We start from the raw sequence: 22,906 nt of genomic DNA, 5'->3' as shown, positions 1-22,906 counted from the left end.
GTCTGACCCGGGGGGACTCAGGACGTGGCCCGGCCCTGCTCGTCCTGCACCTCGGCGAGGTCGCTGGAGGCTTCGACGAGCTCGAGCAGGTCGGGCTCCGGCCGGACCAGCTCTGCGGCCTCCGGGATCGCGGACCGTCGCCTTTTGCGGCCCACCATCGGCTCGACCTGGACGGCGTCCTCGACCAGCTCGACCGCCTGGATCTGGCGGACCGGCTCGTGCACCGGGGTGAGGGCTTCCAGCTCCTTCTCGCTCACCTTGAGGTCACGGAACCGGCGGGCCTGCACCAGCACCGTCCCCTCGACGGTGGCGATGGTCTCGTTGTACGCGTTCACCGACGTCCGCAGGGCACGGCCCAGCTTGTCGAAGCGGTTACCCATCAGACCGAGCCGCTCGTGCAGGTCACGGCCGAGCTTGAACACCTCGGCGGCGCTCTCGGCCAGGGCGGCCTGCTTCCAGCCGTACGCCACGGCCCGCAGCATCCCGATCAGGGTGGTGGGCGTGGCCAGCACGACGTCGCGCTGGGCGGCGTAGTCGTAGAGGTCCGGGACCTGGTCGAGCGCGGCGGAGAAGAACATCTCGTTCGGCAGGAACAGCACCACGAACTCGGGCGTCTCGGCCGCCTTCCAGTACTGCTTGGACGACAGCTGGTCGACGTGGGTGCGGACGTGCCGGCCGTAGCGGGTGAGCGCTTCGGTCCGGACCGCGTCGTCCTCGGCCTCGGCCGCCTCCAGGAAGGAGCTCAGCGGCACCTTGGAGTCGACGAAGATGTGCTTGCCCTGGGCCAGGTTGACCCGCATGTCAGGCCGCAGCGTGCGGTCGTCGGCCCGCGTCGTGTGCTGCAGGTCGAAGTCGCAGCGCTCGATCATCCCGGAGAGCTCCGCCACCCGCTTGAGCTGGGTCTCACCCCACGAGCCGCGGACCTGCGGCTTGCGCAGTGCGGTGACCAGGGCGCTCGTCTCCCGGCGCAGCGTCTCGCCGGTGAGCTGGACGTTCTGCACCTGCGCCCGCAGCTCGGTGGAGATCGCCACCCGCTCCTTCTCCACCTCGGTGAGCCGCAGGTTGAAGCGGTCGAGGCTCTCCCGCACCGGCAGCATCAGCTGCTCGGTGGCCTTGAGCCGCTGCTCCGCGGCGGCGTCGGCCGTCTTGCCCTGACGTTCCAGGGTCTCGGCCGAGAGCACCTTGAAGCGGTTGAGCAGGCTCTCGCGGTCGGCCTCGATCTCCTCGGCGCGCTGCAGGGCCGCGTCCCGCGACGCCTGCATCCGCGCCCGGTCCGCCGACACCTCCGCCGCCTCGGCCTGGGCGTTCGCCGCCTCGGTCCGGGCCTCGGCCGCGTCGGTGCGCGCCGCCGAGAGCTGCTCGGCCACGGCCGCCCGGGTGTCGGCCGCGTTGGCCCGGACGTGCTCGACCTCGCTGCGGACCTGCGCGGTCTCGGCGCGGAAGCGTTCCGCGTCGCCCTTCGCCGCCGCCAGCTCAGCCCGCAGCTGAGCCGCCTCGGTGCGGTCGGTGGCCACCAGCACCTCGCGGCGCGACCGCGCCACGACCAGCGCCGCGGCCGCCCCGATCAGCAACCCCAGCACCAGCCCGCACAGCAACGCCACCACGCCCAACCCGTTCATGCCCTCGATCCTGCGCGAGACCACTGACAAAACCCGGGACGCCGCACCGGCGATAGCGTTGGGCCATGCCCATGGAGTACGTGACATGACTGCGCTCGACCATGCCGCCGACCTCGGCGCCTTCGTCTCCGCCTCGCCCAGCAGCTATCACGCCGCCGCCGAGGGCGCCCGCCGGCTGGCCGCTGCGGGCTTCGTCGCGCAGGACGAGGGAGCCGAGTGGGACCCCGGCCCGGGCGGTCACTACGTCGTCCGCGGCGGGGCGCTGCTGGCCTGGCGGGTACCGGAGGGTGCCGGTCCGACCACGCCGTTCCGGATGGCCGGCGCGCACACCGACTCACCGACCTTCGTGCTCAAGCCCCGGCCGGACATCGGTGGCTTCGGCTGGCAGCAGCTCGGGGTGGAGGTGTACGGGGGCCCGCTGCTCAACTCCTGGCTGGACCGCGAGCTCGGCCTCGCCGGCCGGCTGGTCCTGGGCGATGGCAGCACCCGGCTGGTGCGGACCGGCGCGATCATGCGGATCCCGCAGCTCGCGATCCACCTCGACCGCGGGGTGAACGCCGACGGGCTCAAGCTGGACCCGCAGCAGCACACCGCGCCGGTCTGGAGCGTCGGGCACCGGGGCTTGAGCATCCTCGACCATCTGGCCGATGCCGCCGGCTGCGCCGCCAGCCAGATCGACGGCTACGACCTCGTCGCCTTCGACACGGCGGCGCCGGCGGTCTTCGGGCCGCACCAGGAGTTCCTCGCCTCCGGGCGACTCGACAACCTGTCCAGCGTGCACGCGGCCCTGTCGGCCCTGCTGGCCTCCCCGGGCGGCGACCGGATCGAGCTGGTCGTCGCGTTCGACCACGAGGAGGTGGGCAGCGCCACCCGGTCCGGGGCGTCCGGACCGATCCTCGCCGACGTCGTCGGGCGCATCCTCGGCAGCCTCGGCGCGACGCCGGAGCAGCAGCACCAGGCGTTGGCTCGCTCGGTCTGCCTGTCCGCCGACGCCGGGCATGCCGTCCACCCGAACTACGCGGGGCGGCACGACCCGGCCAACCTGCCGCTGCTCAACGGGGGCCCGCTGCTCAAGATCAACGCCAACCAGCGCTACGCCACCGACGCCGAGGGCGAGGCGTTGTGGCGGCGGGCCTGCCGCCGCGCGGGCGTACCGACGCAGGAGTTCGTGTCCAACAACGCCCTGCCCTGCGGTTCGACCATCGGGCCGCTGACCGCGACCCGGCTGGGGGTCGCCACCGTCGACGTCGGCGTGCCCCTGCTGTCCATGCACTCCGCGCGCGAGCTGGCCGGGGTGGAGGACCCGTGGTCGCTCAGCCTGGCGATCGGGGCCTTCTGGACCCTCTAGGCTTGTCCGAATGGCCCTCAGTATCGGCATCGTCGGCTTGCCCAACGCAGGCAAGTCGACCCTGTTTAACGCGCTCACCCGTAACGACGTGCTCGCCGCGAACTACCCGTTCGCGACGATTGAACCCAACGTGGGCGTGGTCGGCGTACCCGACCCGCGGCTGGCCGTGCTGTCCGACCTCTTCTCCTCCGAGCGGGTCGTGCCGGCGACCGTGAGCTTCGTCGATATCGCCGGCATCGTCCGCGGGGCGAGCCAGGGGGAGGGGATGGGCAACGCGTTCCTGTCCCACATCCGCGAGGCGGACGCGATCTGCCAGGTCACCCGGGTCTTCACCGACCCGGACGTGACCCACGTCGACGGTGCGGTCAACCCCCCGGGCGACATCGAGACCATCTCGACCGAGCTGATCCTGGCCGACCTGCAGACCGTCGAGCGCGCGATCCCGCGGCTGGAGAAGGAGGCGCGGATGAACAAGGACCGCGCCGTCACCCTCGCCGCCGTGCGGGAGGCGTACGAGCTGCTGAACTCCGGCCGGGGCATCTTCGCCTCCGGGGTCGACCGCGAGCCGCTGCGCGAGCTGTTCCTGCTGACCGCCAAGCCGTTCCTCTTCGTCTTCAACTGCGACTCCGACGAGCTGGCGGACGAGGCGTTGCTGGACCGGCTCCGTGCCGCCGTCGCACCGGCCGAGGCGATCTTCCTGGACGCCAAGATCGAGTCCGAGCTGGTCGAGATGGAGCCCGACGAGGCCCGCGAGCTGCTGGCCGAGATGGACATCGCCGAGCCCGGTCTGGACGTGCTGGCCCGGGTGGGCTTCGACACCCTCGGCCTGCAGACCTACCTCACCGCCGGTCCCAAGGAGTCGCGGGCCTGGACGATCCCGAAGGGCGCCACCGCTCCCGAGGCCGCCGGCGTCATCCACACCGACTTCCAGAAGGGCTTCATCAAGGCCGAGATCGTCGGTTTCGACGACCTCGTCGCCACCGGCTCCATGCAGGCCGCCAAGGCCAAGGGCAAGGTCCGCCTCGAGGGCAAGGACTACGTGATGGCCGACGGTGACGTGGTGGAGTTCCGCTTCAACGTGTAGCGAGAGGTGAGACCTGACGGGGCGTACCTCGCGGACGGTCGACATCCGAGTGAGGGTTGCGACGGCTGAAGTCGCACGTGGCGAGGTCCCGAACCTGCAGGCGTACGGGGCGTCACGACGCTGTGACGAGAACGCTCAGGCTTCTTAGCCCCCTCGTCCACCCGGCCTTCCTGGCAACGCCCTGGCCTGTCAGGCAGAGGCGCACGGCGGTCGAGTCGAGGAGCAAGCTGTAGCACCCCTTGCTACGCTGGGGGGATGACGGAGTCGATCTCTCAGCGTGAGCTGCGCAACGACAGTGGTCGAATCATGCGGGGGCTCGATGAGGGGCAGTCGTTCATCATCAGCCGCAACGGCGTCCCGGTCGGCGAGCTGCGTCCGCTTCGGCGCCATCGTTTCGTTTCGGCCCATGCGGTGGTGGAGACGTTTCGTGATGCACCACGCGTGGACGCCGCCACGCTCAGGCGCGATCTCGACGACGTCGTGAACCAGGATCTGCCCGACCGTGTCTGATCGTCTCGATCAGGGCTTGCTCGACACGTCAGTCGTCGTGGACATGGATCTGCTGGACCCTGCGCTGCTTCCCAGAGAGGTGGCGATCTCGGTGATCACTCTCGCTGAGCTCTGCGCAGGGCCCTCAGCCACCAACGACGCTTCCGAACGCGCGCGGCGTCAGGATCGGCTGCAACGTACGGAGGCCGTGTTCGACCCGCTCCCCTTCGATGTCGAGTCCGCGCGCGCCTACGGCAGGGTCCACGCCGCAGTCCTGGAGCACGGCAGGAACCGGCGGCGGCGGTTCGCTGATCTGTTGATCGCCTCGACAGCCCTGGCTGCGCAGCTGCCCTTGGTCACCCGCAACGCGGGAGACTTCGTCGGGCTCGAACGACTCCTCACCATCGTCGAGGTCTGAGAGCGACCGATGGCGACGTGCGCAGCTGCTCGGCGGTCGCCGTGATCGGGGACCTGACCGAGCGCTGACCGCACCCACCCGGATGGTGAAGTCGACGGTCCTTTTGACCGCCGGTTTCACCGAGGCCCACCTGTGGGATGCGGGGACTGTCCTCCCGGGGGTCGACCGCGGTAGGCTCCGACAAGGTCGAATGTGAGGCGACGGGGGACGTGCACACCGACCAGGCCGCGGTGGATGAGGCGAATGCTCCTACCGCGGCCGCTCTATGCGAGGTCCCGCCTGACGCCTCAGCTGTGTTCGGTGGCGGCCCGTTCCACCGGCAGGGCAGCGACGAAGCGCTCCATGTAGGTCGCGAAACCGGCGACGTCAACGGGGTCGGGCTCGACGGTCTCCAGGCTGGCGCCGGCGAATACCTGGTGCTCGAGGTAGTCGGCCAGGCCCTGACCCTCGTCCTTCCGCACGAGGTAGGCGGCCAGGACGGCGATGCCCCAGGCGCCTCCCTCGGCCGCGACGTCACCGACGGAGACCGGGGTGTCGATGGCCGCAGCGAGGAAACCCTGGGCCACGCCTTTGGTCTTGAACAGGCCACCGTGGGCGAACATGTGGTCCAGCCCGACGCCCTCCTCCTGCAGCAGGACGTCCATGCCGATCCGCAGGGTCGCCAGGGACGCGAAGAGGTGGGCCCGCATGAAGGTCCCGAGGTCGAACCTGCTGTCGGGGGAGCGCAGCAACAACGGCCGGCCCTCTTCCAGCTCGGTGATCGGCTCGCCCGAGAGGTAGTTGAACGAGACGATCCCGCCGCCGTCGGGTGCGCCGTTGAGGGCCGCCCGGAACAGGGTCTCGAAGACGCGTCCGGAGTCTGCCTCGACGCCCAGGGCCCGCGCGAACTCGGCGAACAGGCCGACCCAGGCGTTGATCTCGCTGGCGCCGTTGTTGCAGTGCACCATGGCGACGAGGTCGCCGCCCGGGGTCGTCACGAGGTCCAGCTCGCGGTGAGCGCGGCTGAGCTCGTGCTCGAGCACGACCATCGCGAAGATGCTGGTGCCGGCGCTGACGTTCCCGGTGCGCGGGGCGACGGAGTTGGTGGCCACCATGCCGGTGCCGGCGTCGCCCTCGGGCGGGCAGAGCGGAGCGCCGGCCGCGAGCGTCCCGGTCGGGTCCAGCAGCCTCGCTCCGGCCTCGGTGAGCTCACCGGCCGGGTCACCGGCGAGTTTGACCACCGGTAGCAGGTCGCCCAGGTGCAGGTCGGCGCCGGCCTCGGCGGCGAGCTGGTCGAAGCGTGCCAGCTTGGCTTCGTCGTAGCCACCGGTGGTGACGTCGATCGGGAACATGCCGCTGGCGTCACCGACGCCGATGGCGTGCTGGTCGGTGAGCTGGGAGTGGACGTAGCCGGCCAACGTGCTCAGCTGGGCGATCCGCGGGACGTGCTCCTCGCGGTCCAGGACGGCCTGGTAGAGATGCGCGGCGCTCCAGCGGTGCGGGATGTTGGCTCCGAGCTCGACGCTCAGCCGCTCGATGGCCGCACCCGTGTTGGTGTTCCGCCAGGTCCGGAAGGGGGTCAGCAGCTCGCCGTCGCCGTCGAAGGCCAGGTAGCCGTGCATCATCGCCGAGACCCCGAGGGCCCCGACGCTGCTGAGCGCGACCCCGTAGCGGCCCTGCACGTCGGCGGCCAGCGCGGCGTAGCACTGCTGGATCCCTGACCAGACCGCCTTGAGGGAGTAGGTCCACAGCCGGTCGACGAACTGGTTCTCCCAGTCGTGGCTGCCGACCGCGAGCGGGGTGTGGTCCGGGCCGATCAGCACCGCCTTGATCCGCGTCGAACCCAACTCGATGCCGAGCGCGGTGCGGGCCCCGACGATGTCTTCGATGATCTGGCCGCGAGCGTCGGTGGTCACCGACCCGAGGCTAGCGGGCGCTCCCGGGGATCACGAGCGCGGCCGGACCGCGGTGGTCATCCCCGCGGGACAGGGTCAGGCGACGGAGACGGTCTCGCGCAGCAGCGCGTCGCGCCAGGAGGTCACGTCCGGCCGTTGGCGCAGCAGGGCCCGGCGCTCGCGCTCGGTCATCCCGCCCCAGACGCCCCATTCCATGTTGTTGTCGAGGGCTTCGGCCAGGCACTCCCGGCGGACCGGGCAGTCGTCGCAGAGCACGCGGACCCGACGCTGTGCGGCGCCCTCGGCGAAGAGGATGTCGCCGGTGCCCCGGCACCTGGCGTCGGCGGCCCAGTCTTCGCGGAATGAAGCGGTCATGATCATCTGTCCCTTCGGCTTGGCCCCGAGCTCGTCGTGACTAGATTCGGAGACAGACCTCCAGACGACGTGCGGAGAAGCCGCAGGAACGCCTAAGACCGGGTCAGGTTGTCATCAAGGGATGCTCAAGACGGCCGCTTTCCGGGTTCAGAAGAGGGCACGGGCGAGGCGAGAGCGACGTCAGAAGTAGTCGCGGATGTGCTGCTGACGGCCCCCGAAGAGCGCGTCCCAGTCGAGGTCCGCGTCGGCGTCACCGCCGCTCAGGTGCCCCGCCGTCCGTAGGTTGGCGGCTGACTGGGCGCCGGAGTAGAGCAGGGCGAGCCCACGCGGGGTCAGGACCCGGTCGTCGACCTCAACCCGCTCGCAGGTGGCCCGGCCGTTACGGACGGTCAGCCGGAAGCCGCCGTCGAGGTCGGTCAGGAAGTCACCGGCCAGTCTGAACTGCAGCCGGGTGGAGACCGAAGGCGGGTAGCGCAGGGCCGTCAGCGCGCCGACGACGTCCAGCACCTTCAGCATGTACGGCGAGGAGTGGGTGACGCGCCAGGCCGAGCCGGGCAGCTGCAGCCGGAGGAGGTCGTCGCCTGAGGACTCGAACCTGGTCGTCGGGGCCACGCTGGCGAAGCTGCCGAGCAGCCGGAGCAGGGCCTGGTAGCCCTCGGCGGTGGTGGCCAGCAGGTCCTCGACCTCGATCCCCGCGGCGTCGCCGTAACCCGGGCCGCGGTTCCAGGACGCGTAGCCGACGACGTCGCCGTCGGCCCCGACCGCGACGCTGACCCCGGTGAAGTCGCCGAGGTACTCCTCGGGAGTGGCCGGAAAGCTCACCCCGCGCCGCGACAGGGGGCCGTTCTGTGCGGCGGCCCACATGTCGTAGACCCGCCGCACGGCGTCGACGTCGGCCACGGTGGCCCGGCGGGTCGTGGTGGCCGTCGGCACCCGGGCAGCCATCAGGGCCGAGGTCGGCACCTCGGCGGTGACCAGCTCGGCCACCACCTCGTAGCCGAACCGCCGGTAGATGCCCGGCGCCGTCGGGAACAGGGTGGAGACGAGCGCGCCGCGGGCCCGGGCGTGCGCCAGCGTGGCTGCGAAGAGCGGTGACAGGACACCCCGGCCACGTGCCTCGGCGACGACGGTCACACCGGCGATCCCGCTGGTCGGCACCAGGACGCCGCCGAAGCAGGAGTCGTAGACCCGGTCGACCATCCGGCCCACCAGCCGGTCCTCCTCGAAGGCGCCGAACCACGCCCGGCCGCGCTGGTCCAGGGTCGCGGCCTCCGTCGGCGGGGTGGCCGGCAGCCCGAAGGCCTCCCAGCCCAGCTGGCGGGAGATCTCGGCGTCGGCGGGCTCGAGTGGACGGACGGTGATGCTCACCGCCTCATTCTGGCCCGTCCTGGTGACGTCGAGGAGCGGCTGCCAGACTTGGCCGGGTGACGAGCCCCGCCCAGCCCACTGACGCCTCCGGACCCGCTCCGGCCATCGTGGTGGAGGCGGAGCTGCTACCGCGGTTCGACGAGGTACTGACCCCGGACGCGCTCGACTTCGTCGCCGAGCTGACCCGGCGCTTCGGGCCGCGCCGCCTCGAGCTGCTGCAGGCCCGGGCCGACCGCTACGCCGCCGGGAGTCCCGGAGCTGGTCTCGGCTTCCTGGCCGAGACGGCCTCGGTCCGCGAGGACCCGACCTGGCGGGTCGCCCCGCCGGCACCGGGGCTGGCCGACCGACGGGCCGAGATGACCGGCCCGACGTCGCGCAAGATGACCATCAACGCGCTGAACTCCGGCGCCCGGGCCTGGATGGCCGATTTCGAGGACGCCACCGCACCCACCTGGTTCAACGTGGTCGACGGCCAGATCAACCTCTACGACGCCATCCGCCACCAGATCGACTTCACCGACGCCAACGGCCGTCGCTACGAGGTGGGCGCCACCACGCCGACGATCCTGGTCCGGCCTCGAGGCTGGCACCTGGACGAGCGTCACCTGACCCTCGGCGGTGTCCCCGTGCCCGGCGCGTTCGTCGACTTCGGCCTCTACTTCTTCCACAACGCCCAGACCTTGATCAACTCCGGCGCCGGACCGTACTTCTACCTGCCCAAGATGGAGTCCCACCTGGAGGCCCGGCTCTGGAACGACGTCTTCACCTACGCCCAGGAGCGGCTGGAGATCCCGTACGGCACGATCCGGGCGACCTGCCTGATCGAGACCACGCCGGCGGCGTTCGAGATGGAGGAGTTCCTCTACGAGCTGCGTGACCACTCCGCCGGCCTCAACGCAGGCCGCTGGGACTACATCTTCTCCATGATCAAGAACTGGGCAGAGTCGAGGGATCACCTGCTGCCGGATCGCAGCCAGGTGACGATGACGTCGCCGTTCATGGCCGCGTACGCCAGCCTGCTGGTGCGTACCTGCCACGCCCGCGGCGCCCACGCCATTGGCGGGATGGCGGCCTTCGTGCCCAGCAAGGCCAACCCGGAGGCGACGGCGGCGGCGCTGGAGAAGACGACGGCCGACAAGTCGCGGGAGGCCGCGGCCGGCTTCGACGGATCCTGGGTGGCCCACCCGGCCCTCGTGCAGACCTGCATCGACGCCTTCGACGCCGTGCTCGGGGAGGCGCCCCACCAGCTGGGGCGACAGCGCGACGACGTCACCGTGACCGCGGCCGAGCTGGTCGACGTGGCCAGCGCCGGTGGTGAGGTGACGCAGGACGGGCTGCGGACCAACATCCGGGTCAGCCTGGAGTACCTCGCGGCGTGGGTCGGGGGCTCGGGCGCGGTCGCGATCGACTACCTGATGGAGGACGCGGCCACCGTCGAGATCTCGCGGATGCAGGTCTGGCACTGGGTCCGGCACGCCGCGGTCACCGCCGACGGTACGACGGTGACCGACCAGCTCGCCCGGACGCTGCTCGCCGAGGAGGCCGCCCGGCTGTCCGAGGGAGCCGACGAGCGGACGGCCGGCCGGGTCGCCGCGGCGGTCGAGGTCTTCGGGGCCACCTGCCTCACCCCGGACTGGCCCCAGTTCTTCACCACGTACGCCTACGACCACTACCTGGCGAAGCGGTAGCGGTGCCCAGCCTGCTGCGAAGCGAGGCGGAGGAGCGCGCCGGCGCACTACGGGTCGACGAGGTCCTGGTCGAGCTGGACCTGACCCAGCCGGGGGGTGAGACCTTCGGCTCCCGCACGACCCTCACGTTCGCCAGCTCCGAGCCGACGACCTTCGTCGACTTCAAGGGCCGCGAGCTGCTCGGCGCCACCCTCAACGGCGTCGACCTGGACGTCGCGGCCTGGCAGGACGGCCGGATCGGGCTGACGGACCTGGGCCGGGAGAACACGCTGGTGGTCGAGGGCCGGATGGCCTACTCGAGCGACGGCGAGGGGCTGCACCGTCACGTCGACCCGGCCGACGGACAGACCTATCTGTACGCGATGTCGTTCCTGGACGCGGGACCGCGCTGGTTCGCCTGCTTCGACCAGCCCGACCTCAAGGCGCGCTACCGGTTCGAGGTCGCCGCACCGCCCGAGTGGACCGTGCTGGGCAACGGGCCGAGCACGGTCACGTCCCCGGGCCGGTGGACCGTCGTGGCGCCGCAGCCGCTGGCCACCTACTTCGTCACGCTGGTCGCCGGCCCGTACGCGTCGGTGCTGGCCCAGCACGACGGCATCCCGCTGGGCCTGCACGCCCGCGCCTCGCTCCGTGAGCAGCTGGAGGCCGAGGCGCCGGACCTGTTCGAGGTGACGGGGGCCTGCTTCGACTACTACCACCGCATCTTCGGGGTCCGCTACCCGTTCGGGGAGTACCACCAAGCCTTCGTGCCGGACTTCAACGCCGGGGCGATGGAGAACCCGGGCTGCGTCACCTTCCGCGACCAGTTCATCTACCGCGGCCGCGCCACCGAGGCCGACCGTGGCTCCCGCGCCGCGGTGGTGGCCCACGAGATGGCCCACCAGTGGTTCGGCGACCTGGTGACCATGCGCTGGTGGGACGACCTGTGGCTGAACGAGTCGTTCGCGGAGTACATGGGCCAACGCTGCTGCACCGACGCCACCCGCTACCCGCGGTGGACCGAGTTCGGCGTGCGGCGCAAGGACTGGGGAGCCGTGGCCGACCAGGCACCCAGCACCCACCCGGTCGCGGGCAACGGGTCGGTGGACGCGGCGGCGGCGCTGCAGGACTTCGACGGCATCAGCTACGCCAAGGGCGCGGCGGTGCTGCGGCAGCTGGCCGGCTACGTCGGGGACGAGGTGTTCCTGGCCGGGCTACGCCGCTACGTGGAGACCTACGGCTTCGGCAACGCCGAGTTCGCCGAGCTCATCGCCTGCTGGACCGCGGCGGGGGCCGAGGGGCTCGACACCTGGGCGGACGCCTGGTTGCGGACCCCGGGGATGGACACCGTCGACGTCGTCACGGAGGGCGCCGGGCTGCGCCTGCAGGTCACCGGACCCGACGGTGGGGCGTCCCCGCGGACGCACGCGCTGACGCCGGGCAGCGTCGACGCCGCCGGAGCCGTCTCGGCGGTGGCCGGCCTCCGGCTGCAGGGGCGGTCCGACGTGCTGGCTCCGGTCGGGGAGAGAGCGCTGCTGGTACCGGACTCGACGGACGCCACCTGGGCGAAGATCCGGTTCGGCCCGGACGGGTGGTCCCGGGTCGCCGAGGTGCTGCCGCGGGTGCAGGACGAGGCCGTGCTGGTGGTGGTCCACAACGCCATCCGGGACGCGGTCCGCGACGGCGGGCTGGATCCGAGGCTCGCGCTCGAGCTGGTCTGCGCCGCGGTGCCGGGTGAGGACTCCGAGGACCTCGTCGCGGTGCTGCTGGCGTCGGCGGCCGACCAGCTGGCCGGGCCGTTCAGCCCGGCGACCGAGCGGGCCGGGCGGCTGGCGCAGGTGCACGCGGCGGCGCTGGCGGTGGTGCAGGGCAGCCCGGCCGGCTCGGACCGTCAGCTGGCCGGCTTCCGACTGTCCGTGGGAACGGCCGTCGACCCGGCGCGACTGGACAGCTGGGCCGCCGGCCAGGAGCTGCCGGCCGGCGTGGTCCTGGACGCCGAGCTCACCTGGGGACTCGTGGAACGCCTGGCCGCGGTCGCGGGGGACGCCGACCTCGTCGAGCGGACGCTCGCGCGCGACACCTCCTCGGCCGCCTCCGTGCACGCGGCCCGGGCCCGCGCCCTGCTGCCCGACGCGGAGTCCAAGGCCGCGGCCTGGCGGCTGCTGATGCAACCCACCGCGACCAGTGCCTACGAGCTCTACGCCACCGCTGAGGGCTTCTTCGTCGCCGGCCAGGAAGAGCTCACCGCGCCCTACGTCGCTCGCTACTTCGACGAGGTGGCGGCCACCGCGGGGCACCGGCACGGTTGGGCCCTGGCTCGTATCGCCCGCAAGTCCTACCCCGCCCTGGCGATGGACGAGCAGACCGTGGCGTGGTCGGAAGAGCTGCTGGCCACCGACCTGCCCGCTCCGCTGCGGCGCGAGATCGTCGACGCTCTCGACCAGCTGCGCCGGGCGCTGGTCTCGGTCCGGCGCTACGGCTGACCTGCTCCGTGTCGACGAGCGCGGGACGCGTCTAGACCAGGGACCAGGCCTCGGTGAGGACGTAACGGAGCTTCTGCTCGATCTCGTCGAAAATGGCCTGGTCGGAGATGAGCATGGGGGCGACCTGGATGACGGGGTCCCCCCGGTCGTCGGCCCGGCAGTAGATGCCGTTCTCGTAGAGGGCGCCCGAGACGTAGCCGCGCAGGATCCGCTCGGACTCGGCCGCGTCGAAGGTCTCCTTGGTGTTCTTGTCCTTGACCAGCTCGATCCCGTAGAAGTAGCCATCGCCACGGACGTCGCCCACGATGGGCAGGTCGAGCAGCTTTTCCAGGGTCCGGCGGAAGGCGTTCTCGTTGCGGAGCACGTTGCCCAGCAGGTCCTCGCGCTCGAAAAGGTCGAGGTTGGCCAGCGCCACCGCGCAGGAGACCGGGTGGCCGCCGAAGGTGTAGCCGTGCGGGAAGACGGTGTCGCCGTGGCTGAACGGCTCGAAGACCCGGTCCGAGATCAGCGTCGCGCCCAGGGGGGAGTAGCCGGAGGTCAGGCCCTTCGCGCTGGTGATGATGTCGGGCTGGTAGCCGAACTTCTGGGCGCCGAACATGGTGCCCAACCGGCCGTAGGCGCAGATGACCTCGTCGGAGACCAGCAGCACGTCGTAGGTGTCGCAGATCTCGCGCAGCCGCTCGAAGTAGCCGGGCGGCGGCGGGAAGCAGCCGCCCGCGTTCTGCACCGGCTCGACGAAGACGGCCGCCACGGTGTCCGGGCCCTCCTCGAGGATGGCCTCCTCGACCCGGTTGGCGGCCCACAGCCCGAACGCCTTCTCATCCATCGCGACCGGCTCCGGTGCGCGGTAGAAGTTCGTGTTCGGCACGCGGTGACTGCCCGGGACGAGCGGTTCGAACGGCGCCTTGAAGGGCGGGATGCCCGTGATCGAGAGGGCACCCTGGGTGGTGCCGTGGTAGGCGATGGCGCGGGAGATGACCTTGTACTTCCCGGGCCGCCCGGTGAGCCGGAAGTACTGCTTGGCCACCTTCCAGGCGGTCTCGACGGCCTCGGCGCCGCCGGTGGCGAAGAAGACCTTGTTCAGGTCCCCCGGCGCCTCGGCGGCCAGCCGGTCGGCCAGCTCGACCGCCTTGGGGTGGGCGTAGGACCAGATCGGGAAGAACGCCAGCGTGCGTGCCTGCTCGGCCATCACCTCGGCCAGCTCGGCCCGGCCGTGGCCGGCCTGCACCACGAACAGCCCGGACAGGGCGTCCAGGTACTTCCTGCCGTTGGTGTCCCAGACGTAGGCGCCCTCACCGCGGGCGATGGTGGGCACCGGCTTGTCGGCGTAGCTCGACATCCGGGTGAAGTGCATCCACAGGTGCTCGGCCGCGTTCGTGCCGTGCGGGGAGGGCTCGGCCAGGCCGTGGTCGGTCACGCCGTCGAGGGTCGGGTTCGGGCTGGTCATCGGGTTCCCCACTGGTAGGTCTGCTTGGACAGCTTCAGGTAGACGAAGGACTCGCACGAGCGGACGCCGGGGATGGTGCGGATCTCGTTCTCCAGCAGGGCCAGCAGGTGGTCGTCGTCCTCGCACACCACCTCGGCCAGCACGTCGAACGAGCCCGCGGTGACCACCACGTAGTCCACCGCCGGCATCGCGGCGAGCGCCTCGACGACCGGCTCGAGCCGGCCCTCGGCCTTGAGCCCCAACATCGCCTGCCGCCGGAAGCCGAGCTGCAGCGGGTTGGTCACCGCGACGATCTGCATCACCCCGGCCTCGGTCAGCCGCGCGACCCGCTGCCGGACGGCTGCCTCGGACAGGCCGACCGCCGCGGCGATCCTGGCGTAGGAGCGACGGCCGTCCTGCTGCAGCTGCTCGATGATCGCCTTCGCGATGTCGTCGAGGTGCACCGGAGCCCGGTCGGCGTCGACGGTTCTCGACGGGACGGCGGTCAGCAGGCCGGCCTGCTCCGGGTGGGGGGGAGCCGGCATGACCGGTTCGACACCGAGACTGCTCACGTCCTCGATGATGACCCTCCCCTCGTGGCCAAGGCAAGCGGATCCGTAGCAGAAACGCAGAAGTAACACCGGATGCCTTGCCAAACCGTCTCCCTACTGCGATAAACGTAGGACCGGTTACGAAGTGAGGGGAACCCTTGGCTGGATCTGGAGAACGGCGGGGCCCGGTCAGTCGACGCTCGTTCCTGCGCGGGGCGGGTCTGGCCGGCGCCGGGCTCGCGGCGGGTGCGACGCTCTCCGGTTGCGGGATCCCGGGCATCAAGGTGGCCGACTACACCCCGGTGAAGGACACCTCCGCGAGCGACAAGACGCTGAACTGGTCGAACTGGCCCTTCTACATCGACGTGGCCGAGGACGGCTCGAAGGATCCGACGACGCTGGAGCTGTTCACCAAGAAGACCGGGATCAAGGTCGCCTACACCGAGGATGTCAACGACAACGACGAGTACTTCGCCAAGATCCAGCCGCAGCTCACGGGCGGCCAGGCGATCGCGGCGGACCTGTTCGTGGTCACCGACTGGATGGTCGGCAAGCTCATCCGGCTGGGCTTCCTGACCGAGCTCGACCACGCGCAGATGCCGAACCTGAAGAACCTGCGCGAGGACCTCCGCAACGTCAGCTACGACCCCGGCCGCAAGTACTCGGTCACCTGGCAGTCGGGCCTGGCCGGCATCGCGGTCAACCCGGCGGCCACCGGCGGCCGCAAGATCACCTCGATGGACCAGCTGCTCACCGACCCGGCCCTGCGCGGCAAGGTGACCCTGCTGACAGAGATGCGCGACACCGTCGGGCTCACGATGATGGACCTCGGCTACGACTGCTCCGACTTCACCTTCGCCCAGTTTGACGCCGCGATCGCCAAGCTGCAGACCGCCGTCGACTCGGGTCAGATCCGCCGCTTCACCGGCAACGACTACGGCTCCGACCTCGCCCAGGGCAACGTGGCCGCCTGCGTCGGCTGGACCGGAGACGTGGTCAGCCTGCAGGCCGACACCCCCGACCTCGGCTTCGTGGTGCCGGACGCCGGCTGCACCATCTGGAGCGACAACTTCGTGGCTCCGATCCGCAGCACCCGCAAGAAGAACGCGGAGACCTTGATCAACTTCTACTACGACCCGGAGATCGCGGCGCAGTCGGAGGACTACATCAACTACATCACCCCCGTCGACGGCACGGCGAAGGTGATGGAGGACTACGACCCGGACCTGCTGGCCAACCCGCTGGTCTTCCCCGACGACAAGACGCTGGCCAAGGCCCAGGTGTTCATGGGGCTGACCGAGGAAGAGGAGAACCGATGCAACCGTGCGTTCGCGAAGTTGACCGGAGCATGAGGGCTGACGGGGGCCTGCGGCCATGACGGCGACCCAGACGGCCGCGCCCGCGCAGGCCCTGCCCGGCGAGGAGGGTAGCGGCCTCGACATCCGCGGCCTGCACAAGCACTACGGCAGCTTCCGCGCGGTGGACGACATCGACCTCGCCGTGCCCGAGGGCAGCTTCTTCGCGCTGCTGGGCCCGTCCGGCTGCGGCAAGACGACCACGCTCCGGATGGTGGCCGGGCTGGAGGAGCCGACGTCCGGCGAGATCCGCATCGGCGGCGCCGAGATCTCGCACCTGCGCCCGTTCCAGCGGCCGGTGAACACCGTCTTCCAGAGCTACGCGCTCTTCCCGCACATGACGATCTTCGAGAACGTCGCGTTCGGCCTGCGGCGGCGCAGGGAGCCCGACATCGACCGCCGGGTCAACGAGATGCTCGAGCTGGTGGAGATGTCGCACCTGGCCAAGCGCAAGCCCACCCAGCTCTCCGGTGGCCAGCAGCAGCGGATCGCGGTGGTCCGGGCCCTGGTCAACAAGCCGAAGGTGCTGCTGCTGGACGAGCCGCTCGGCGCGTTGGACCTCAAGCTGCGGCGTCAGCTGCAGCTGGAGCTGAAGCGGATCCAGGGCGAGGTCGGTATCACCTTCATCCACGTCACCCACGACCAGGAGGAGGCCATGACCATGGCCGACACCATCGCGGTGCTGAACAAGGGCAAGGTCGAGCAGGTCGGGGCACCCGTCGAGCTGTACGAGAACCCGCGCTCGGCGTTCGTGGCCGGCTTCCTCGGCCAGACCAACCTGCTCAGCGTCAACGTGATCAGCCGGGACGCCTCGACGGTGGCCGTGGACTTCCACGGCGTCCGGCTCACGATGCCGGCCGACCGGCTGTCGGCCAGCGGCACCGCGGTCGAGGCGGGCGTGCGGCCGGAGAAGATCTCGATGGCCGACCTCGGCCAGGCCCCCAGCGGGATGAACACCATCGACGGCACGATCATCGACGCCTCGTTCATCGGCGTCTCCACCCAGTACGTGGTGCGTGCGGTCGCCGACGCCGAGGAGGAGGTGGCGGTGTTCAGCCAGAACAGCGCCACCCGGATCCGCCAGGTCGGCGAGCAGGTCAGCCTGCACTGGCACCCCGAGCACACCTTCGGCCTGCACGAGGGCGCCTGGATCGAGGCCGAGGCCGCGGAGGTCGCCTCGTGAGCGTGGCGGCTGCTCCGGTCGGGCCGGCGGTCGGCCAGAGCACCGGCACCAGCGACGGGGCGAGCGGCGCCCGCTCCAGCAAGCTCACGCCGTACTTCCTGCTGCTGCCGCTGGCCCTGGCCCTGATCGTCTTCTTCCTGCTGCCTCTGCTCAGCCAGATCAACAGCTCGCTCACCAGCGGCGGTCTGGAGGAGGGCTACACGTTCAGCTGGGCGTTCGGCAACTACCGCGAGGTCTGGGTCGACTACTGGCCGCAGTTCCTGCGCTCCTTCGGCTACGCCGCCGTCTCCACCTTGCTGGCGCTGCTGATCGCCTACCCGCTGGCCTACACGATCGCGTTCAAGGTGGGCGACCGGGTGCGGCCGCTGATGCTGGTGTTGATCATCGCGCCGTTCTTCACCAGCTTCTTGATCAGGACGTTGGCCTGGACCACCGTGCTGGCCGACGACGGGCCGGTGGTGGGCTTCCTGCACGGGATCGGCTTCCTCAGCCTCTCCGACGCGGTGGGCCTGACCAGCGACGGCCGAGTGCTGGCCACACCGCTCGCGGTGATCCTGGGCCTCACCTACAACTTCCTGCCCTTCATGACGCTGCCGCTCTACGCCTCGCTGGAGAAGCAGGACCGCTCGCTCATCCAGGCCTCCGGCGACCTGTACGCCAGTGCCTGGGCCGGCTTCTGGAAGATCACCTGGCCGCTCTCGCTGCCCGGGGTGGTCTCGGGCACGCTGCTCACCTTCATCCCCGCGACCGGGGACTACATCAACGCCACCTTCCTCGGCTCGATGCGCGAGTCGATGTCGGGCAACGTGATCGACGCCCTGTTCCTGCGGGTCCGCGACTACAACCACGCCGCCGCCCTGTCGATCTCGCTGATGGTGGCCATCGTGGTCCTCGTCGTCTACTACGTCCGCAGGGCCGGAACGGAGGACCTCGTCTGATGGCCGTGCTCACCAAGCCGAGCGACCCGCCGCAGGAGGCCAGGCCGAGCAAGCAGGCCCCGGCCGACCCGCCTCGGCGCAAGATCAAGGGCCGGACCGGACGTTGGGTCCGCGACCACCTGGTCACCCTGTTCGGGGTGCTGGCGCTGGTCTACCTCTTCATCCCGATCGTCGTCGTGGTGGTCTTCTCGTTCAACAAGCCGGAGGGCTCGTTCAACTACACCTGGACGAAGTTCTCCCTCGACGCCTGGGCGCACCCGTGCAGCGTGGAGGGGATGTGCGGCGCCCTGGGGCTCAGCCTCAAGATCGCCGTGCTCGCCACCCTCGCCGCCACGGTGCTCGGAACGCTCGCCGCGTTCGCCCTGGTCCGGCACGAGTTCCGCGGCAAGGGGTTGGCCAACGTGTTGATCTTCGTGCCGATGGCCACCCCCGAGGTCGTCGCCGGCTCGTCGCTGCTGGTGCTCTTCGTCGGGATGGGCTTCCCGCTGGGCCAGACCACCATCTGGATCGCCCACACGGTCTTCTGCATGAGCTTCGTCGTCGTCACGGTGAAGGCCCGGCTGGTCGGGCTCGACCCGAGGCTCGAGCAGGCGGCGCAGGACCTCTACGCCAACCGGGTGCAGACGTTCATCCGGATCACCCTGCCGTTGATCATGCCGGGGATCGTCGGCGCCGCTCTGCTGTCGTTCTCGCTGTCCTTCGACGACTTCATCATCACCAACTTCAACTCCGGCTCCGAGGTCACCTTCCCGATGTTCGTCTGGGGTGCGGCCAAGAAGGCGCTGCCGCCGCAGATCAACGTGATCGGCACGGCCATGCTGCTCGTCGCCCTGCTGCTGACCGTCGCCGGCCGGATGGTCAGCGAGCGCCGCAGCCGGTGAGGCTGCCGGGCCTGTGACGGTGCGTTTCCTGCCCGGAGGCCCCACGTCACAATCATGTTGCGTGTCCAGCGGGCAACAGCGGCAAGACTTGCAGTTGTCTGCCCGGTGATCTAAGACTTGACCCCGGCGCGGGCCGCGAACTGGAGTCCGCCTTCGACGCCTCTCGAGGGGCGCAACACTTTCTGTGGAGGATGAGCATGCGAGGACGCACTCGCGCAATGGCTGCGGCCGGCCTCACGACGATCGCCCTGGTGGCGTCGGCGTGCGGCGGCGGTGGCGGCAACACCCCTGAGGCCAGCACGAGCGCGGGCGGCGGTGCCGGCGGTGGCGAGATCACCATCAACGGCTGCACCCCGGAGGCACCGCTCATCGCGGGGAACACCTCCGAGACCTGCGGTGGCAACATCATCGACGCCTTCACCGCCAAGCTGGTGCACTACAACTCCGACACGGCGGCCGCGGAGATGGACCTCGCGCAGTCGATCGAGAGCAAGGACAACCAGAACTTCACCGTCAAGCTGAAGCCGGGCCTGACGTTCACCGACGGCAGCCCCGTCGACGCGAAGAGCTTCGTGGACGCGTGGAACTACACGGCCTACGGCCCCAACGGCCAGGCCGGCTCGTACTTCTTCTCCGCCTTCGCCGGCATCGGCGACGTCAGCTGCCCCGACGCGGACTGCAAGCAGAAGCCGAAGGCCAAGACCCTCTCCGGCCTCAAGGTCGTCGACGACACCACGTTCACCATCAAGACGACGGACAAGGTCTCCAACCTGACCACGCGGCTGGGCTACTCCGCCTTCTCGCCGCAGCCGCCGTCCTTCTTCGCCGATCCCGACGCGTTCGCCAAGAAGCCGATCGGTGCCGGCCCGTTCAAGGTCGACAGCATCTCCTCGACCGAGACGGTGCTCAGCAAGAACGCCGACTACAAGGGTGTCGCCCCGGCCAAGGTCGACAAGGTCACCTTCCGCGTCTACCAGGACCCGTCCGCGGCCTACAACGACGTGGTGGCCAACAACCTCGACGTGGTGGACGCCATCCCGCCGGACCAGCTGATCGGGGACCAGTACAAGACCGACCTGGACGGCCGCAACGGCCAGCGCGAGATCGGTGGCAACGACTGGGTCACCTTCTCACCGAACGACCCCCAGCTGAAGGACAACCCGGCGCTGCGCAAGGCGATCTCGATGGCCATCGACCGGGCGGGCATCACCCAGACGGTGTTCAACGGCACCCGGACCCCGGCCACCGGCTGGGTGCCCCCGGCCGTGGACGGCTACAAGGCCGGCGCCTGCGGTGACGCCTGCACCTTCGACGCGGCCAAGGCCAAGGCGGCCTTCGACGCCGCCGGCGGCTACAAGGGCACGCTGACCTACACGACCAACGTGGACGGTGCGGGCAACGCCCAGGCAGGGGAGGCCGTCTGCAACTCGATCAAGAACGCCCTCGGGGTGGACTGCCGGCTCAACTCGGTCAACGACTTCGCGACCTTCAACAAGGGCCTCGACAGCGGGGACTACAAGGGCATCTTCCGGTCCGCCTGGCAGATGGACTACCCGTCGATCGAGAACTTCCTGGCCCCGATCTACGGCAAGGGCGCGGACAGCAACTACTCCGAGTACGCCAGCCCCGACTTCAACTCCCTGCTGCAGCAGGCTGCCGCGGCCGGCACCCCGGACGAGGCCAACGCCCTCTACCAGCAGGCCGAGGCCAAGCTGGGCGAGGACTTCCCGACCGCGCCGATCGACTACAAGAAGGCCACGTTCGGCTGGTCCACCAAGGTGGACAACGTCAAGATCACGCCGTTCGGCACGCCTGACCTGAGCTCGATCACGGTCAAGTGAGCTAGACCCGGCGGCCGGTCACGGGCAACCCCGTGACCGGCCGTCGGCGCTCCGGCCCATGATGGGCCCCAAGACCGACGACAGAGCACCAACGACAGGGGGGTGGCGTGCCGGCCTACATCGCTCGACGACTGCTGCAGATGGTCCCGGTGATCATCGGGTCGACCTTCCTGATCTTCGTCATGGTCTTCGCCCTGGGCGACCCGGTCGGCGGACGGTGCGGCCAGCGGCCGTGCCCCCCCGCCTACGTCGCCAAGTTCCGAGCCGACAACTACCTCGACCGGCCCATCCTGGTGCAGTACGGCCACTACGTCGGCCGGCTGCTCCACGGAGACCTCGGCACCTCGTTCAGCGGGGCGTCGGTGGCCCAGGACCTGCTCACCCGGTTCCCCACGACCATCAAGCTCGCTCTGATCGCGGTGCTGCTGGAGGCGGTCGTGGGTATCGTCGCCGGCGTGCTGGCCGGCATCCGCAAGGGCCGGTTCCTCGACTACCTGGTCACCCTCTCCAGCCTGGTGGTGATCTCCATCCCGGTCTTCGTGATCGGCGGCCTGGCGCAGCTCGTTTTCGGCCTGCGGCTGGGCCTCTTCCCGGTGACCGCGACCCAGGGGACCATCGGCCAGCTGATCCTGCCCGGCATCGTGCTCGGCGCCCTGTCGTTGGCCTACGTGGCGCGGCTGATGCGGGCCACGCTGGTGGAGAACCTGGGCAGCGACTACGTCCGTACCGCCAAGGCCAAGGGCCTCACGCCGACGCGGACCGTGGGCGTGCACACCCTCCGCAACTCCCTGATCCCGGTGATCACCTTCATCGGCACCGACGTCGGCGCCCTGATGGGCGGCGCGGTGGTGACGGAGCGGATCTTCAACATCAACGGCATCGGTGGCTACCTGTACCGCGGCATCACCCTCAAGGACGGCACGATCGTCGTCGGCACGGTGACCTGCCTCGTGCTGGTCTACCTGCTGGTGAACCTGCTCGTCGACGTGCTCTACGGCGTCCTGGACCCGAGGATCAGCAATGACTGACAGCCTGGTGGGCCAGGCCCGCAGCGGATCGGACGGCGACGGCTCGACGCTGCCGTCGAACGCTCCGCCGCCGGGTCCGGCCCAGAGCGACTACGGCAAGCCCGCCTCTCTGGCCTCCGACGCCTGGCGCGACCTGCGGCACAACCCGATGTTCTGGATCGCGGCGGTGCTGATCCTGGTGCTGCTGGTGATGGCGGTGGCCCCGGGCCTGTTCACCTCGGTCGACCCGACCTACGCCGTGCTCAGCGAGGCACGCCAGGGACCGTCGGAGAAGCACGCCTTCGGCACCACCGCCCTCGGCTACGACGTGTACGCCCGGACGATCTACGGCGCCCGGGCCTCCATCCTGGTGGGCATCTTCTCCTCGCTGGTCACCGCGGTGGTCGGGGTGGTCGCCGGCCTCCTGTCGGGCTTCTACGGGGGCTGGTTGGACGCGGTGCTGTCCAGGGTGGGGGAGATCTTCTTCGCGATCCCGCTGCTGCTGGGCGGCATCCTCTTCCTCTACGTCTTTCCCAACGGCCTGGAGACCCCGCTGTGGCAGCAGGTCGGCAAGATCGTCCTGGTCATTGCGGTGTTCGGCTGGCCCAGCGTGGCGCGGCTGATGCGCTCGTCGGTGCTGCAGGTGAAGCCGAACGACTACGTGACCGCAGCCCGCGCCCTCGGCGGCTCGCCGTTCCGGCTGATCGTCCAGCACATCCTGCCCAACGCGGTCGCGCCGGTCATCGTCATCTCCACGCTCAACCTCGGGGTGTTCATCTCCGTCGAGGCCACCCTGTCGTTCCTGAACATCGGGCTGCGGCCGCCGGCGGTCTCGTGGGGCATCGACATCTCCAACGCCTCCTCGATCGGGCTGGTGCGGGCGGCACCCAACATGCTGCTGTTCCCGTCGATCTTCCTGTCGGCCACGGTGCTGGCGTTCATCATGCTGGGCGACGCGGTCCGCGACGCCATCGACCCGAAGCTCCGCTAGGAAGAAGG

The 22,906-nt window shown here is 70.1% G+C and carries 19 protein-coding genes; 13 read left to right on the top strand and 6 right to left on the bottom strand.

Annotated features, from left to right (window positions below; translation table 11 throughout):
* Nucleotides 1-17: 17 nt before the first annotated feature.
* A complete protein-coding gene (gene rmuC / locus ACFE7W_RS03145) occupies nt 18-1,619 on the bottom strand; it encodes a DNA recombination protein RmuC (protein WP_375423306.1) in 1,602 nt (533 codons plus the stop codon).
* 85 nt (nt 1,620-1,704) lie between these two features.
* On the opposite strand from rmuC, the gene ACFE7W_RS03140 reads away from it, so the two are divergent.
* From ACFE7W_RS03140 to ACFE7W_RS03125, 4 genes are all read left to right on the top strand, one after another.
* Nucleotides 1,705-2,967, top strand: a complete 1,263-nt coding sequence (locus ACFE7W_RS03140) for a M18 family aminopeptidase (RefSeq protein ID WP_375423305.1) — start codon at nt 1,705-1,707, stop codon at nt 2,965-2,967.
* A gap of 10 nt (nt 2,968-2,977) precedes the next feature.
* Nucleotides 2,978-4,051 (top strand): redox-regulated ATPase YchF, encoded by a 1,074-nt coding sequence (gene ychF, locus ACFE7W_RS03135; RefSeq protein WP_375423304.1) that lies wholly within the window; start codon nt 2,978-2,980, stop codon nt 4,049-4,051.
* 255 nt (nt 4,052-4,306) lie between these two features.
* Nucleotides 4,307-4,561: a type II toxin-antitoxin system Phd/YefM family antitoxin gene (locus ACFE7W_RS03130; RefSeq protein ID WP_375423303.1), complete on the top strand. Its 255-nt coding sequence runs from the start codon at nt 4,307-4,309 to the stop codon at nt 4,559-4,561.
* On the top strand, nt 4,554-4,958 hold the full coding sequence (locus tag ACFE7W_RS03125; protein ID WP_375423302.1) for a type II toxin-antitoxin system VapC family toxin: 405 nt from the start codon (nt 4,554-4,556) through the stop codon (nt 4,956-4,958). Before ACFE7W_RS03130 ends, ACFE7W_RS03125 begins: the two co-directional genes overlap by 8 nt.
* Nucleotides 4,959-5,245: 287 nt before the next feature.
* Here ACFE7W_RS03125 and ACFE7W_RS03120 read toward each other — a convergent pair whose 3' ends face one another.
* The 3 genes from ACFE7W_RS03120 to eis all read right to left on the bottom strand — a co-directional run bounded on the left by ACFE7W_RS03120 (nt 5,246) and on the right by eis (nt 8,575).
* Nucleotides 5,246-6,853 carry a xylulokinase gene (locus ACFE7W_RS03120; protein WP_375423301.1) on the bottom strand — a complete coding sequence of 536 codons (1,608 nt, stop codon included), beginning with the start codon at nt 6,851-6,853 and terminating at the stop codon, nt 5,246-5,248.
* 75 nt (nt 6,854-6,928) lie between these two features.
* Nucleotides 6,929-7,207 carry a WhiB family transcriptional regulator gene (locus tag ACFE7W_RS03115; protein ID WP_375423300.1) on the bottom strand — a complete coding sequence of 93 codons (279 nt, stop codon included), beginning with the start codon at nt 7,205-7,207 and terminating at the stop codon, nt 6,929-6,931.
* Nucleotides 7,208-7,387: 180 nt separating this feature from the next.
* Nucleotides 7,388-8,575, bottom strand: coding sequence for an enhanced intracellular survival protein Eis (gene eis, locus ACFE7W_RS03110; protein WP_375423299.1), 1,188 nt, complete (start codon nt 8,573-8,575; stop codon nt 7,388-7,390).
* Between the two features lie 56 nt (nt 8,576-8,631).
* Between eis and aceB the strand changes: the two genes are divergently transcribed.
* Both aceB and pepN read left to right on the top strand, forming a co-directional pair.
* On the top strand, nt 8,632-10,263 hold the full coding sequence (gene aceB / locus ACFE7W_RS03105; protein WP_375423298.1) for a malate synthase A: 1,632 nt from the start codon (nt 8,632-8,634) through the stop codon (nt 10,261-10,263).
* 2 nt (nt 10,264-10,265) lie between these two features.
* Nucleotides 10,266-12,725: an aminopeptidase N gene (gene pepN, locus ACFE7W_RS03100; RefSeq protein WP_375423297.1), complete on the top strand. Its 2,460-nt coding sequence runs from the start codon at nt 10,266-10,268 to the stop codon at nt 12,723-12,725.
* A 31-nt stretch (nt 12,726-12,756) separates the two neighbouring features.
* Here the strand turns inward: pepN and ACFE7W_RS03095 are convergent, their stop codons facing one another.
* Both ACFE7W_RS03095 and ACFE7W_RS03090 read right to left on the bottom strand, forming a co-directional pair.
* Nucleotides 12,757-14,172, bottom strand: coding sequence for an aspartate aminotransferase family protein (locus ACFE7W_RS03095; RefSeq protein ID WP_375423296.1), 1,416 nt, complete (start codon nt 14,170-14,172; stop codon nt 12,757-12,759).
* Nucleotides 14,169-14,600, bottom strand: coding sequence for an Lrp/AsnC family transcriptional regulator (locus ACFE7W_RS03090; RefSeq protein ID WP_375423535.1), 432 nt, complete (start codon nt 14,598-14,600; stop codon nt 14,169-14,171). Before ACFE7W_RS03090 ends, ACFE7W_RS03095 begins: the two co-directional genes overlap by 4 nt.
* A gap of 260 nt (nt 14,601-14,860) precedes the next feature.
* Here ACFE7W_RS03090 and ACFE7W_RS03085 point away from each other — a divergent pair, with 260 nt between their 5' ends.
* From ACFE7W_RS03085 to ACFE7W_RS03055, 7 genes are all read left to right on the top strand, one after another.
* Complete coding sequence (locus ACFE7W_RS03085) at nt 14,861-16,054, top strand: spermidine/putrescine ABC transporter substrate-binding protein (protein WP_375423295.1); 1,194 nt, start codon at nt 14,861-14,863, stop codon at nt 16,052-16,054.
* A 22-nt stretch (nt 16,055-16,076) separates the two neighbouring features.
* Nucleotides 16,077-17,240, top strand: a complete 1,164-nt coding sequence (locus tag ACFE7W_RS03080; protein WP_375423294.1) for an ABC transporter ATP-binding protein — start codon at nt 16,077-16,079, stop codon at nt 17,238-17,240.
* A 2-nt stretch (nt 17,241-17,242) separates the two neighbouring features.
* On the top strand, nt 17,243-18,178 hold the full coding sequence (locus ACFE7W_RS03075; RefSeq protein WP_375423293.1) for an ABC transporter permease: 936 nt from the start codon (nt 17,243-17,245) through the stop codon (nt 18,176-18,178).
* Nucleotides 18,178-19,059, top strand: coding sequence for an ABC transporter permease (locus tag ACFE7W_RS03070; RefSeq protein WP_375423292.1), 882 nt, complete (start codon nt 18,178-18,180; stop codon nt 19,057-19,059). The genes ACFE7W_RS03075 and ACFE7W_RS03070 overlap by 1 nt, the downstream gene beginning before the upstream one ends.
* 197 nt (nt 19,060-19,256) lie before the next feature.
* A complete protein-coding gene (locus ACFE7W_RS03065; RefSeq protein WP_375423291.1) occupies nt 19,257-20,900 on the top strand; it encodes an ABC transporter substrate-binding protein in 1,644 nt (547 codons plus the stop codon).
* A 107-nt stretch (nt 20,901-21,007) separates the two neighbouring features.
* Nucleotides 21,008-21,928, top strand: a complete 921-nt coding sequence (locus ACFE7W_RS03060) for an ABC transporter permease (RefSeq protein ID WP_375423290.1) — start codon at nt 21,008-21,010, stop codon at nt 21,926-21,928.
* Nucleotides 21,921-22,898, top strand: a complete 978-nt coding sequence (locus tag ACFE7W_RS03055) for an ABC transporter permease (RefSeq protein WP_375423289.1) — start codon at nt 21,921-21,923, stop codon at nt 22,896-22,898. The genes ACFE7W_RS03060 and ACFE7W_RS03055 overlap by 8 nt, the downstream gene beginning before the upstream one ends.
* Nucleotides 22,899-22,906 lie beyond the last annotated feature (8 nt).

The organism is uncultured Friedmanniella sp. (genome assembly GCF_964244285.1).
Taxonomy (GTDB): Bacteria; Actinomycetota; Actinomycetes; order Propionibacteriales; family Propionibacteriaceae; genus Microlunatus.
This window is presented reverse-complemented; position numbering and strand designations above follow the sequence as displayed.

Bases quoted from the DNA above. Each gene is read 5' to 3' on its own strand.
- rmuC (WP_375423306.1), bottom strand. From the start codon at position 1,619: ATGAACGGGTTGGGCGTGGTGGCGTTGCTGTGCGGGCTGGTGCTGGGG.
- ACFE7W_RS03140 (WP_375423305.1), top strand. From the start codon at position 1,705: ATGACTGCGCTCGACCATGCCGCCGACCTCGGCGCCTTCGTCTCCGCC.
- ychF (WP_375423304.1), top strand. From the start codon at position 2,978: ATGGCCCTCAGTATCGGCATCGTCGGCTTGCCCAACGCAGGCAAGTCG.
- ACFE7W_RS03130 (WP_375423303.1), top strand. From the start codon at position 4,307: ATGACGGAGTCGATCTCTCAGCGTGAGCTGCGCAACGACAGTGGTCGA.
- ACFE7W_RS03115 (WP_375423300.1), bottom strand. From the start codon at position 7,207: ATGACCGCTTCATTCCGCGAAGACTGGGCCGCCGACGCCAGGTGCCGG.
- ACFE7W_RS03095 (WP_375423296.1), bottom strand. From the start codon at position 14,172: ATGACCAGCCCGAACCCGACCCTCGACGGCGTGACCGACCACGGCCTG.
- ACFE7W_RS03080 (WP_375423294.1), top strand. From the start codon at position 16,077: ATGACGGCGACCCAGACGGCCGCGCCCGCGCAGGCCCTGCCCGGCGAG.
- ACFE7W_RS03070 (WP_375423292.1), top strand. From the start codon at position 18,178: ATGGCCGTGCTCACCAAGCCGAGCGACCCGCCGCAGGAGGCCAGGCCG.
- ACFE7W_RS03065 (WP_375423291.1), top strand. From the start codon at position 19,257: ATGCGAGGACGCACTCGCGCAATGGCTGCGGCCGGCCTCACGACGATC.
- ACFE7W_RS03055 (WP_375423289.1), top strand. From the start codon at position 21,921: ATGACTGACAGCCTGGTGGGCCAGGCCCGCAGCGGATCGGACGGCGAC.